The following is a 12,657-nucleotide window of genomic DNA, read 5'->3' as shown; positions in this document are numbered from 1 at the left end:
ACCTGTGATTCGAGGGCACTTTCCCATGCCAGACCAGACTTCAACTTCCGGTTTAGACAGCGCAGAAGCCTTGGCCAAGGCGCTGAAGGACAACCAGCAGGCAACGAAAGCAGTCCAAAAGGTGGCTGATGAACTGGCTGTCGTCCATGCGGTGCTGGACAGTGCCGTACCAAAAAAGACCCTTGCTCCTGACGTCGACCAGGCGGTTGCACACACCGGTCAGCTCGAAAAACAGTTGAGCGAATCCAGTCAAACGCTCAAGAAAGTAAATGACTCCATGGCGCGAGAAGTTGCCAAACGCAATTCTCGCCGCCGAACGCAGACGCGCTAGAGCCGGTTGGCTGAGCGGCAACAGTGCTGCCAAGGAGTTCAGTCGATTAGGCAGAATGTTTAGCTCACCGCGCGAAGCGTCGTGCTTGACCCGTTGTAAAAGCTTCGAGCGCCCGGCATACGGTTCGATCTTGCCCAGCTCGCGCGATGTTTCTTATCCGTCATCGCGATTTCGTCTGACGCACATCCATTGAGCAATTGCGCATCTTTGAATTCCCCATCACGAAACGGAGTTAAAAAAGATGCCTACTCAACGAGCAACGCCGGACGCCTGCAGCCTGCTGGACGCGGACCATCGCAACGTCAAAAAAATGTTCAAAGACTACGAGACCTTGACCAACTCTCGCGCTGCCAGCAACCAGCAGAAGAAGCGCGACCTAGCCAACCAGATTTGCCTTGAGCTCACCGTCCATGCTCAGATCGAGGAAGAAATTTTTTATCCAGCGCTGCGAGCCGCGATCAAGGAAACAGACCTGCTGGACGAGGCGGAGGTCGAGCATGCCAGCGCCAAGGATCTGATCGCCAAGATTCAAGACGCCAGCGATGTCGACGACATGTTCGATGCCAAGGTCATTGTTCTGGGCGAATACATCGATCACCATGTCAAGGAAGAGCGCAACGAAATCTTCGTCAAGGCGCGGGCCACGAAAAAACTCGATCTCGCAGGCATGCGTGATCTGCTGGCCGCTCGCAAAGAAGAGTTGATGGACGAGCTTGCCACCGCCTAACTCATGTGCCGCGGCAGACGCTGGAATTGCCGGTCGGGCTGTTAAGGACCATTCGCACTCGCCGCGCCAGATCCGTGAGGCGATACGGCTTTCTGACGACTTCGAGCTCAGACCCGTCGCTGGAATTCTGGCCGTCGGCCCATCCCGCAAACTCCGTCGTCAGCAAAATCTTGATGAGTGCGAAGGAATGCATGTCGTTGGCAGCACGGCTTGGCGCTGTGGTCTCAACGGTTGCGCCGTCGATGCGCTCTTTTCCTACATCGGGGCCTGAGCACGACTCCTAGCCTCGGTCTCCTTTATTTAGGAGAGACCCATGGCGAAAAAACCGTCTGCTTCCTCATCACAACCTGCCGAGCTCGACGCAGCCCGTGCAGCGGCACGCAACACCGACAGCGCGCCCGCAAACCCCGCGCCACCCGCCGCGGGCAAAGGAGATCCACCGGCACAGAAGGCCATCGACACGCAAAAGCTTGCCGGCGGCATGCCGGCGAACCCCAACAAGCCAGCGGAGTACGGCGAAGAAAATGCGGCGTCGACGCCCCCGGGAGCCACTGTCGAACCGCCTTCCACGCTGCCCGGCGCCAGTACGTTGTCAGAGGAGAATTTTTCCAGCAAGACTGGCACCGTCGCGCGCGAAGGCGTTAACGCGACAATCGACACGCTGGACCGGGTGCGCGTCGATTCAAGCGGGCAGACGCTGACCACCAACCAAGGCGTGCCTGTGGCTGACAACCAGCACTCGCTCAAAGCCGGTGCACGAGGGCCGGCGCTGCTCGAAGATTTCATCCTGCGCGAGAAGATCACCCACTTTGATCACGAACGCATCCCCGAACGCATCGTGCATGCACGCGGTTCGGGCGCGCACGGCTTCTTCGAGTGCTACGAACCTCTGACCAAGTTCACCAAAGCCGCCCCTTTCAAAGAGGCCGGCAAGATCACTCCGGTTTTCGTGCGTTTCTCTACGGTGGCGGGAGAACGCGGATCCAAGGACACGGCGCGCGACGTGCGCGGCTTCGCGGTCAAGTTCTACACCGACGAAGGCAACTGGGATTTGGTGGGCAACAACATGCCCGTCTTTTTCATCCAGGACGCAATGAAGTTTCCGGATCTGGTGCATGCGGTCAAGCCCGAGCCGCACCACCAGATGCCGCAGGCAGCGAGTGCCCACGACACGTTTTGGGATTTTGTTTCGCTGATGCCCGAGTCCACGCACATGCTGATGTGGCAGATGTCCGACCGGGCCATTCCGCGCAGCTACCGGATGATGCAAGGCTTCGGCGTGCACACTTTTCGCTTGGTGAACGAGGCCGGCGAGAGCTTTCTCGTCAAGTTCCACTGGCAACCCAAGCTCGGCACGCACTCGCTGGTGTGGGAAGAGGCGGTGAAGATTTCCGGCGCAGACCCGGATTTTCACCGACGCGATCTCTGGGAAGCAATTGAAGCGGGCGAATATCCGGAATGGGAGCTCGGCCTTCAGATCTTCACCGAGGAACAGGCCGAGCAGTTCAGCTTCGACATTCTGGATGCCACCAAGATCATTCCCGAGGAACTGGTCCCCGTGCAGATCGTTGGCCGCATGGTGCTCAACCGCAACCCCGACAACTTCTTCGCCGAGACAGAGCAGGTTGCGTTCTGCACAGCCCACATCGTCCCCGGGCTGGACTTCACCAACGATCCTCTGTTGGCCGGCCGCATCCACTCTTACGTCGATACGCAAATTACCCGGCTTGGCGGGCCCAACTTTCACGAGTTACCGATCAACGCGCCGATCGCGCAGGTACACAACAACCAGCGCGACGGCATGCACCGGCAAGCCATCAACCGCGGCCGCGTTGCCTACGAGCCGAATTCACTCGCTGGCGGCTGCCCCTTCCAGGCTGGCGCGGCCCAAGGCTTTGCCAGCGTGGCGAGACGTCTGGATGCAAAAGAGAGTGCGGACAAGCTGCGCATCAAGCCCGAAAAGTTTGCCGATCACTACACACAAGCCAAGCTGTTCTTTGAAAGCCAGACGGAAGTAGAGAAGGCGCACATCGGCAACGCTTTCCGCTTCGAGCTCTCCAAGGTCACAGTTCCGGCGATCCGCCAACGCGTGGTGGCCAGCCTGCTCAATGCGGCGCCTGACCTCGCACAGCGCCTGGCGCAGGACCTAGGTATGGAACTGCCAGCGCCCCTGCCCAAGGCGCTGGAACAGGCCTCCGTACCGGAGGTGGATACGTCGACGGCGCTGTCTTTGACGGCCCGACCGGGCGACGGTGGCATCCGGACCCGCAAGGTCGCGGTGCTGATCGACCATGGCGTCGATGGCAGCTCGTTGCAGAAGTTGGTGTCGGCGCTGGTGGCCGCAGGGGCCGTGCCTCGTCTCGTGGCCGCTCGCCTGGGTACATACACCGGCGCCGGCGGCGAGAAATTCGAGGCAGACGCGACGATGGAAAATTCGCCTGGCTTCCTGTTCGATGCGCTCGTGCTGCCAGATGGCCAAGCAGCAGTGGAAGCCCTTGACCGGGATGCCCACACGCTTGAGTTCCTTCGCGACCAGTACTGGCACTGCAAGACCATTCTGGCCTTCGGCGCATCAGAAGCACTGCTGGCTCAAGCGCAGATTCCGATGACACTGCCTGATGGTTCGACGGATCCTGGACTCGTCCTGGCGGATGCAGTCGCGGCTGACGATGCGATCACCACGTTCATTGCCGCGATGGGTGCGCATCGGCACTTTGGACGGGAAAACGATCCACCCAAGGTCTGATTCTCGAGTGCGCCGGCCGCCTGTCACGGGCGTGCTGGGGCACCAGCCTTTGGCGACAGGTCCAGGCGTCAGTTTCAGCGCCAGGGCTTGCCGTCTGGGTGGCCCAATGCCCGCTTGGTGTGGCCTCGCTCACGGTCACCGGAATGACGCAGTCGCTCTTCATCGCAAGGGCTGGATGTCGAACGCTACCCGCAGTTGTTCCAGGTGCGCCTGCGCATTCCAATAGCATTCCGCGAGTTGCTCGGGAGTGGGTTCGGGGTAGCCCTCGGGAGGACGCAGTGCGTTGCCGAGGCGCTCAAACGCGGCCTCCCAAGCCAGCTTTGCGACCGAGCGCGTTTCGCGAGAGGTAGGCATCCGTGATCCTCCAGTTTTGCTCGAATATAGCTTGACGAAATAGAGTAGCGACCATTCCTTCAAGGTGGCCAAAAGGTGGGGCGCAGATGAACTTCGAACATCGTTTCGCTGGCTTTTTCCTACACTCGCTTGCAGGCCGCTCATGCGAATGTTGAAGCCCTTTTCAACTACCCAGGAGCACTTCATGAGATTCACTCGACATCTGCTTGCGGCAGCCGCCGTTATAGCGGCCCTTGGCAACCAAGCTTGGGCGGCCGACAAACTCGAGGCTTCAGACGCCTCGATGCTCAAAGACATCGCGCAGGCCAACATCGCCGAGGTCGAGACCGGCAAGCTGGCCGTTGAGAAGACCACCAACAGCGACGTCAAGAAATTTGCGCAGATGATGGTCGACGACCATGGCGAGGGCCTTTCGGACGTCAAAGCGCTGGCCTCCACCAAGGGGGTCGAGCTGCCCGACAGCCCCGATGTCAAGCACAAGGCCGTGATGCTCGAATTCAAGGCGCTCAAGGGCGACCTCTTCGATTCGCGCTACGTGAAACAGGCTGGCGTCGGCGACCATGAAGCCACGGAGAAACTGCTCAAGAAGACGCAAGCTGACGCCAAAGACGCCGACGTGAAGGCGTTGGCCACGAAGATGCTTCCTGTCGTTCAGGGACACCTCAAACATGCACAGGATCTTGCGGTCAAAACGGCGAAAAAATAAACGTCCCACACATTCGGTGCGGCCGTTGGAGGCAGATGTGCGAGCGACGGCCCACGGTAGGCTTCTAACGGATTGCGTACGAGGCATCGCGTGGCGCTGTCTTGCCGCTAAATGCGCGGAATCGAACCACCGAGCGCCGGCCCGTCCGACCAGGTCGACTCAAGCACTTTGGCTTCGTCTGCTTCACCCGTCCGAATCGATCATCGGCGGTTCCGTGCTGTTCCCAGCGTTATCGGTGAACAGTTCGCAATTCGAGAGGCCGGGACACTGTTGCGCCATGACAGACAACCGATGCGGAAGTGCTCCTACGCAAGTACAAATTCATAGTCTCGACGCTTAAAACACCACAATCAGTTCAGGAGCACCCAATGACTGACAGACCAATTGCAGCTTCGGGCGATGGAACCCGCCCTGCCACCAGCGGCGGGGTGGACAACATGGGCGCCGGCGAGAGCTTTTCCGGCAAAAAGAATTTCGTCGGCGAAGACGTTTCCGGTCCGCCCCCGAATGAGCGCATGCAGCTCAAGCGAAAGAACGTCGATAGCACGAAACATGACGACTCTGCCGCGTTTGGCCTGACCGAGGATCTGACACCGCAGACCAATCGAGAACCGACAGAGCCGGCGCAGAGCATGCCTGCCCCTGAGCTCAACTCTCGCGATGAAGCGATTCGGCGGGCAGCGTACGAAGCCTATGAACGCCGAGGCGGCGCAGAAGGTCACGAAACAGAAGATTGGCTTGAAGCCGAGGCGCAAATTGATCGCCAATCCGGTTCAAAGGTTCCCACCCGGTAGATCTCGATAGCCGAAGTCTAAGGCGGTCAGCCGATGCCGGTATCTGAGTAAGTTAGCTCGTCTTTGGCGTAGCACGCGTCGCCATAGCTTGCGCTCCTCATACCGGTCAACGTCAACCTCAAAATTTCGTTTCCGGCGCAATGACCGCTCTGCCTCAAATTCATCTGTGCCAGAAGCCAGCATCATGAAAGCACTACTACCAATCCTACAAAAACGTTAGCGTCGAGACCGTGCCCGCCCCCGTGCTGGAACAAGAAGAATGATGTCGCGCTGCGAGTGACAGCCACAGCCATTGCGGCTCCGACCTGCATATCTTCCGCGACAAGATTCCGACGGGGGCATCGAGCGATGTCTTGACTATGAGTTCATGGCATAGCGGAGGAGGTGGGCAAGGGTGTGACGCGACTAAAGAAAGGCGACCGGGTGGTGGTGCTGTTCACGATCGCCTGCGGCCAGTGCTTCTTCTGCAGCAAGACGCTCTTCGCTGCCTGCAAGACCACTCACCCCCCGGGCGCGCGCCATCCTCGGTGCGGGCGGCGCCGACCTTTTCGGCTTTTCGCATCTTTACGCCCGCCAAGGTTGGTCGACGAGCAGATGCTATTCCTGTCCGACATCCTGCCCATCGGCTATCAAGCTACCGGGAATGGAGAGGTGGGTCCAGGGTCCACCGGCTTGGCCTTTTATCCACGACGTTCCATCCCAGCGCTATTGCCAAAAGCTGCTAGATGGAAATGGAAACCTCTTTAAATCAAAGAGTTAAGTACGATCCTGCAAATTTTTCAGGAATCACGGCTGTCCCTCGATCTGTATGTGCGGGAACATGTTCAGCGCCGGCCCTTGTCGGCCTTGGCAGCGCCTGACCGGTGCGGAACCAGCCGGATGCGCGACGACGCCGTCGTGGGCAGGTTCTGGTACTTCTTTAACTGCCGCAACACCGTGTCGTTACGCGCTACCGATTGCGAAGCCACGCAATCCCGCGGTACCACCACCGCAAGGTCGCGCATCACCGCTTCCATGGTGGTCGCGAGCACGCACTGGTCGCTGGCCACGCCGGTAACCACCAGGCGGCGGGCGTTCAGGTGCTGCAGCAGCAATTCGAGCGGCGTGCCGAAAAACGCCGAGTGCTTGGGCTTTAGCACGAAGTAGTCATCGGCGTCGGGCTGCAGCGCGCTCGTGATCGCGGCGCCCGCACCTCCTTGGCCCAGCGACAGCCCCACCAGTGCCGGGAAGTCCGAGCGCCAGCGGCCGCGGTTGTCGTTGGCATAGATCACCGGCACGCTCGCCTTGCGGCAGCGGGCCTTGAGCGCGGCGATGCGTGGCGCAATGGCCGCAGCGCGCGGCAGCAGCTTTTCCGCATCGGGAAAGTCCCAGCAGTTGATCATGTCGATGATCAGCAGTGCGGTGTGGCCAGCTGCGTTTTCGCGGGCGAGCACACCGGAAGAGCGGGAAGGGCGAGAAGAGCGGGAAGGGCGAGAAGAGCGGGAAGGGCGAGAAGGGCGGGAAGCCATGAACAGCATTTTTCCATCGCCGATGCGGCTGCGAAAGTTCGCCGGCGCATCTTGCGGTTTCGTCCGACAGCACCGCACATGGGCCAAAGGCTTCCTGCCTGCATTGGTTACGCCGACCTACACCCGGCTGCCCGCGCGCGATGCAACGTGTGCAGCTTCGTAAAGCGCAAACAGAAAGAACGCCGAGGCTCCCAATGGATTCACTGTCAGAGCTTTTTCGCATGGAGATGCCGCCTTGGCACATGGTGCTCAGGGGGACGTTGATCTACTGGTTCTTGCTGCTCGTATTCCGCTTCCTGTTGCGGCGCGACGTCGGGTCGCTCGGCGTGGCAGACCTGCTCTTCGTCGTGCTGATCGCCGACGCCTCCAGCAACGCCATGCAGGGCGAATACAAGACCGTGACCGACGGCCTGGTGCTCATCTCGACGCTGGTGGGATGGAATTATCTGCTCGACTGGGCCAGCTTCCACTCGCCAGCTGTCTCGCGCTTTATCGAGGCCCCCGCCGAGCCGCTGGTCAGGCATGGCCGCATCGTCCATCGGACGCTACGGCGCGAACTCATCACCATCGAAGAGCTGATGTCCAAGCTCAGGGAAAAGGGCATCGGCGAGCTGTCTGAAGTGCGCATCGCACGGCTCGAAAGCGACGGCGAACTCAGTGTCCGCAAATACGGCCATTGAGGCCGGGCCGTCAATCCATTCTCAGGAGATTCCCATGCAACGCTTCACAGACCGCGTCGTCATCGTCACCGGAGCAGGTTCGGGCATCGGCGAGGCCACCGCGCGCCGCTTCTCGCAGGAGGGCGCAAGCGTGGTGCTCGCCGGCAACACCAAGGCCAAGCTCGACCGCGTGGCACGCGACCTGCCGCCCGAGCGCACGCTGGTCAAGGTGACCGAAGTGTCCAGCTACAAGCAGGTGCAGGCGCTCGTGGCGGCCACCATCAAGCGCTTCGGCGCGCTGCATGTGCTGTTCAACAACGCGGGCATCGCCGTCGAAGGGACAGTCACCGAAGCACCGCTCGATGGCTGGGACAAGATCATGGCCACCAACGTGGGCGGCGTTTTTCACGGCTGCCGCGCCGCCATGCCGCACCTCATCGAAAGCAAGGGCTGCATCGTCAACACCGGCTCGGTGTCGGGCCTCGGCGGGGACTGGGGCATGGGCTTCTACAACGCGTCGAAGGGCGCCATCGTCAATTTCACCAAGGCGCTGGCGCTCGACCATGGCCGCGACGGCGTTCGGGTGAACGCCGTCTGCCCGAGCCTCACCTTCACCCCGATGACCGCCGACATGAAGAGCGACCGCAAGCTCATGGCCAGGTTCAAGGAGCGCATACCGCTCGGCCGCGGCGCCGAGCCATCGGAGATCGCATCCGTCGTCGCCTTCCTGGCGAGCGACGATGCGAGCTTCGTCAACGGCGTCGCGCTTCCCGTCGATGGCGGGCTCATGGCCTCCAACGGCCAGCCCAACATGGCGTAGCGCGCGCGACCTGAAAGCAAAGGGCTCTCAGGCCTGCCGCGCCTGCAGCCCCAGCACCTTGTCGAGCGTCAGCGGGTAGTCGCGAATGCGCACGCCCGTGGCGTTGTAGACCGCATTGGCCACCGCCGCGCCCGCACCGCAGATGCCGAGCTCGCCCACGCCCTTGATCTTGAGCGGATTGGTCTTGTCGTCGACCTCGTCGAGGAACACCGCTTCGACAGCCGGGATGTCGGCGTGCGCGGGCACGTGGTATTCGGCGAGGTCGTGGTTCACGAACGCGCCGTAGCGCGCATCGATCACCGCGTCCTCGAAGAGCGCCGAACCCACGCCCCAGATCATGGCGCCCGTGGCCTGGCTGGTGGCCGTCTTCATGTTCAGGATGCGGCCCGCGGCAAACACGCCGAGCATGCGGCGCAGGCGGATCTCGCCGGTGTCCATGTCGACCGCCACCTCGGCAAAGTGCGCGCCGTAGGCCTGCTGCGAAAACTTCTTGGCCATGTCGCCCTTCTTGATCTGCCCGTCGGCGCGCAGGCCGATGGTGCCGGCCAGGGCTCCCAGCGCCTCGGAGCGCGCGCCGGCGGTGGCGCGGCCATCAGCGAACACCACCTCGTCGGGCTTCGCGCCGAGCCGGCGCGCGACCTGCTCGCGCAGCTGGGTGCAGGCGTCGAACAAGGCCGAGCCCGCACTCGCCGCACCCCACGAGCCGCCCGATCCAGGTGTTTCGGGAAAGTCGCTGTCGCCGAGTTCCATGCGCACGTTCCGCACCGGCAGGCCCAGCATCTCGGCCGCGATCTGCGTGAGCACCGTGTAGCTGCCCGTGCCGATGTCGGTCATGGCCATGCGCGCCGTGAGCACGCCCTGCCGATCAAGCGACACACTGCACTTCGCGTCCATCAGGAGGTTGCTGCGCGTGGCGGCGGCAAAGCCGATGCCGATCAGCCACCGGCCTTCGCGCACCGCGCCCGGCACCGCATTGCGCCGGCTCCAGCCGAAGCGCTCGGCGCCTTCCTTCATACAGCGCACGAGTTGCCGGGTCGAGAAGGGAATGTTCTTCTCCGGGTCCATGGCGGGTTCGTTGCGCAGCCGCAGCTCGATCGGGTCAAGCTTCAGTTTCTCGGCCAGCTCGTCCATGGCCTGCTCCAGCGCCAGCATGCCGACCGCTTCGCCGGGCGCGCGCGTGGAGTCCGAAATCGGCAGGTCGAGCTTGACCACGCGGTGGGTGGTGAGGCGGTTCGGCGCGGCGTAGAGCGAGCGCGTCTGGGTGCTGGCGGTTTCGTAGAAATCGTCGAAGCGCGCGCTGTGCGAGAGCGAGTCGTGGCCGATGGCGGTGAGCTTGCCGTCCGGCGTGGCGCTCAGACGCAGGCGCTGGATCGTCTGGCTGCGGTGCGTGGTGAAGTGGAACATCTGCTGCCGCGTGAGCGCCGTCTTCACCGGGCGCTTGAGCTGCCGCGCGGCCATGGCCGAGAGCATCACGTCGCCATAGATCGGCAGCTTGCCGCCGAAACCGCCGCCGATGTAGCGGCTCACGATGCGCACCTTCGAGGGCGGGATCTGCAGCGTGTTGGCGACCGCGTTCTGCGCGCTTTCCAGCAACTGGGAGGCGCAGTGCACCGTCACGCGGTCGCCGGTCCACCAGGCGACGGTGGCGTGCGGTTCCATCTGCGCGTGGATGTGATAGGGCGTCGTGTAGGTCGCATCGACCTGCACTGGCGCGGCGGCGAAGGCGCCATCGAAATCGCCGATGCGGCTGTCGGCCTTCTGCATCTCGTCGTCCTTGGGCTTCTCAGCCTTGCCGCGCGCGGCGGCCATGTCGTACTCGCCGGGCTCGGTGTCGTAGCGGATGCGGATCAGCCTGGCGGCCGAGCGCGCGATCTCGAAACTCTCGGCCACCACGAAGGCCACGGCCTCGCCGTAGTAGCGCACGCGGTTGCTCGCCAGTTGCGGCGAGGAGCGCGCAAAGCGGTCCTTGGCATCGATGGGGCCCCAGGGCGCCTGCTTCGGCGCGTTGTGGTGCGTCATCACCAGCAGCACGCCGGGCGCCTTCTCGGCGGCGGATGCATCGATGTCGACGACCGTACCCTTGGGAATGGTGGCCTCGACGATGAAGCCGTAGGCCGGCTTGCCCGGCGCCTCCTGCACCTCGTAGGCGTAGGACGCCTTGCCGGTCACCTTGAGGCGGCCGTCGACGCGGTCGATGGGTTTGCCGATGAGGCCGCTGCGGTTCTCGTCGATCGGGTTGCGGCCGGTGGGTGTTGTCATTTCCATGGCGTTTTTCTCCTCAGGCGGCTCGGGCGGCTTCGTTGATGGTGACCTGCAGCGTGCGGCGCAGCAGCGGGAGCTTGAAGTCGTTGTGGCCGAAGCCGCGTGCGCCCGCCAGCACGGTGTCGGCCGCCGCGTCGACGGTGGTCTCGTCGAGCACGGTGCCCGCGAGGCGGGCCTCGGCCGCCTCCACGCGCCACGGCTTGTGCGCGAGGCCGCCGAACGCCATGCGCGCCGAGCGGATGCGCCCTCCACCGGCATCGACGATGGCCGCCACCGACACCAGCGCGAAGGCATAGGAGGCGCGGTCGCGCACCTTGCGGTACACGTGCTGGCCCGGCAGGGGCGGCGGCAGCGTCACGCCAGTGATCATTTCGCCGGGCTGCAGGTTGGTGTCGACGTGCGGCGTGTTGCCGGGCAGGCGGTGGAAATCGGCAATCGGAATCACCCGGCGCGTGCCGCCGGGCACCACGGTTTCCACCTGCGCATCGAGCACGCGCATGGCCACCGCCATGTCCGACGGATGAGTGGCAATGCACTGATCGCTCGTGCCCAGCACTGCGTGAATGCGGTTGAACCCCTGCAGCGCCGAGCAGCCGGATCCGGGCTGGCGCTTGTTGCAGGGGCGGGCGGTGTCGTAGAAGTAGTAGCAGCGCGTGCGCTGCAGCAGGTTGCCGCCGGTGGTGGCCTTGTTGCGCAGCTGACCCGAGGCGCCCGCGAGTAGCGCGCGGCTCAGCACCGCGTAGTCGCGGCGCACACGGGGGTCCGCGGCCAGGTCCGAATTGCGCACCATCGCGCCGATGCGCAGGCCGCCGTTCTCGCTGGGCTCGATGCGGTCCAGGCCCAGGCGGTTGATGTCCACCAGGTGCACCGGCGTCTCGACCTGCAGCTTCATCAGGTCGAGCAGGTTGGTGCCGCCGGCGATCATCCGCGCGCCGGGGCGGGCGGCCGCGGCCGCTGCGGCGGCGGGCGTGTCGGCGCGTTCGTAGGTAAAGGCTTTCATGACCGCGCCCCCGATACGTCCTTGATCGCCGCGACGATGTTCGGGTAGGCGCTGCATCGACAGAGGTTGCCGCTCATGCGCTCGCGAATCTCGGCCTCGGTCAGCGTGACGGCACCGGCCGCGAGGTCGCGCGTGACATGGCTGGGCATGCCGAGCTTCACCTCGGCCAGCATGCCGGCGGCCGAGCAGATCTGCCCCGGCGTGCAGTAGCCGCACTGGAAGCCGTCGTGGTCCAGAAAGGCCTGCTGGATCGGGTGCAGCGTGTCGCCTTGCGCCAGCCCCTCGATGGTGGTGACCGACTGGCCGTCGTGCATCACCGCCAGCGTGAGGCAGGCGTTGGTGCGACGGCCTTCGATCAGCACCGTGCATGCGCCGCACTGGCCGTGGTCGCAGCCCTTCTTCGAGCCGGTCATGTGGAGGTTTTCGCGCAGGGCGTCGAGCAACGAGGTGCGGGTGTCGACTTCCAGGCGATGCGGCTGGCCGTTGATCTGCAACTGCACCTGCATTCGCTGAGGCGGAGGCTCGGCGGCCACCGGCGCCGCCGTGGGCGTGGCCTGCGCGTGCGCCATCAATGGCGTATGGGCACCTGCGAGCGCTGCGCCCGACTGGAAGATGGCCCGGCGAGTGAGATGGCCCGCGCCATCGCTCGCACCATCCGCGCTGTCTTTGTCTGTATGACCTTCGAATTTCATGTGGGGATCTCCGAGCGCATCAGGCGCAATGTGGAAATCCTAGGAACGGCGTTTTGCC

The 12,657-nt window shown here is 63.3% G+C and carries 13 protein-coding genes; 7 read left to right on the top strand and 6 right to left on the bottom strand.

The annotated features are described in order from the left end of the window. Positions 1-25: 25 nt before the first annotated feature. Both GNX71_RS16385 and GNX71_RS16380 read left to right on the top strand, forming a co-directional pair. Complete coding sequence (locus GNX71_RS16385; RefSeq protein ID WP_206179279.1) at positions 26-331, top strand: hypothetical protein; 306 nt, start codon at positions 26-28, stop codon at positions 329-331. A gap of 241 nt (positions 332-572) precedes the next feature. Beyond that, the gene (locus GNX71_RS16380; protein ID WP_206179278.1) at positions 573-1,058 is read left to right on the top strand and encodes a hemerythrin domain-containing protein; all 486 of its coding nucleotides are present in this window, start codon (positions 573-575) and stop codon (positions 1,056-1,058) included. Position 1,059: 1 nt separating this feature from the next. Here the strand turns inward: GNX71_RS16380 and GNX71_RS16375 are convergent, their stop codons facing one another. After that, entirely contained in the window at positions 1,060-1,251 is a 192-nt protein-coding gene (locus GNX71_RS16375; protein WP_206179277.1) for a hypothetical protein, read from the bottom strand. A 120-nt stretch (positions 1,252-1,371) separates the two neighbouring features. On the opposite strand from GNX71_RS16375, the gene GNX71_RS16370 reads away from it, so the two are divergent. After that, complete coding sequence (locus GNX71_RS16370; protein ID WP_206179276.1) at positions 1,372-3,804, top strand: catalase; 2,433 nt, start codon at positions 1,372-1,374, stop codon at positions 3,802-3,804. Positions 3,805-3,963: 159 nt separating this feature from the next. On the opposite strand, the gene GNX71_RS33530 is transcribed toward GNX71_RS16370, so the two are convergent. After that, positions 3,964-4,353: a hypothetical protein gene (locus GNX71_RS33530; protein ID WP_241027293.1), complete on the bottom strand. Its 390-nt coding sequence runs from the start codon at positions 4,351-4,353 to the stop codon at positions 3,964-3,966. Here GNX71_RS33530 and GNX71_RS16360 point away from each other — a divergent pair. After that, positions 4,343-4,864 (top strand): DUF4142 domain-containing protein, encoded by a 522-nt coding sequence (locus tag GNX71_RS16360; RefSeq protein WP_206179275.1) that lies wholly within the window; start codon positions 4,343-4,345, stop codon positions 4,862-4,864. The genes GNX71_RS33530 and GNX71_RS16360 overlap by 11 nt on opposite strands. A gap of 368 nt (positions 4,865-5,232) precedes the next feature. After that, positions 5,233-5,658 (top strand): DUF2934 domain-containing protein, encoded by a 426-nt coding sequence (locus GNX71_RS16355; RefSeq protein WP_206179274.1) that lies wholly within the window; start codon positions 5,233-5,235, stop codon positions 5,656-5,658. A gap of 824 nt (positions 5,659-6,482) precedes the next feature. Here the strand turns inward: GNX71_RS16355 and GNX71_RS16345 are convergent. Next, positions 6,483-7,091, bottom strand: a complete 609-nt coding sequence (locus GNX71_RS16345) for a cysteine hydrolase (protein ID WP_241027292.1) — start codon at positions 7,089-7,091, stop codon at positions 6,483-6,485. 269 nt (positions 7,092-7,360) lie between these two features. On the opposite strand from GNX71_RS16345, the gene GNX71_RS16340 reads away from it, so the two are divergent. Together GNX71_RS16340 and GNX71_RS16335 are read left to right on the top strand one after the other, a co-directional pair. Continuing rightward, complete coding sequence (locus GNX71_RS16340; protein ID WP_206179271.1) at positions 7,361-7,846, top strand: YetF domain-containing protein; 486 nt, start codon at positions 7,361-7,363, stop codon at positions 7,844-7,846. A gap of 34 nt (positions 7,847-7,880) precedes the next feature. Continuing rightward, positions 7,881-8,645, top strand: a complete 765-nt coding sequence (locus GNX71_RS16335; RefSeq protein ID WP_206179270.1) for an SDR family oxidoreductase — start codon at positions 7,881-7,883, stop codon at positions 8,643-8,645. Positions 8,646-8,672: 27 nt separating this feature from the next. Here GNX71_RS16335 and GNX71_RS16330 read toward each other — a convergent pair whose 3' ends face one another. The 3 genes from GNX71_RS16330 to GNX71_RS16320 are packed head-to-tail and all read right to left on the bottom strand — an operon-like array spanning position 8,673 to position 12,599. Then, a complete protein-coding gene (locus GNX71_RS16330) occupies positions 8,673-10,910 on the bottom strand; it encodes a xanthine dehydrogenase family protein molybdopterin-binding subunit (RefSeq protein ID WP_206179269.1) in 2,238 nt (745 codons plus the stop codon). A gap of 13 nt (positions 10,911-10,923) precedes the next feature. Then, positions 10,924-11,907 (bottom strand): xanthine dehydrogenase family protein subunit M, encoded by a 984-nt coding sequence (locus GNX71_RS16325; RefSeq protein WP_206179268.1) that lies wholly within the window; start codon positions 11,905-11,907, stop codon positions 10,924-10,926. Then, on the bottom strand, positions 11,904-12,599 hold the full coding sequence (locus GNX71_RS16320) for a 2Fe-2S iron-sulfur cluster-binding protein (protein ID WP_206179267.1): 696 nt from the start codon (positions 12,597-12,599) through the stop codon (positions 11,904-11,906). Before GNX71_RS16320 ends, GNX71_RS16325 begins: the two co-directional genes overlap by 4 nt. Positions 12,600-12,657 lie beyond the last annotated feature (58 nt).

The sequence above is a fragment of the Variovorax sp. RKNM96 genome (assembly GCF_017161115.1).
GTDB lineage: Bacteria > Pseudomonadota > Gammaproteobacteria > Burkholderiales > Burkholderiaceae_C > Variovorax.
Note: the sequence above shows the minus strand (reverse complement) of the source record. Positions and strands in the feature narration are given on the sequence as shown.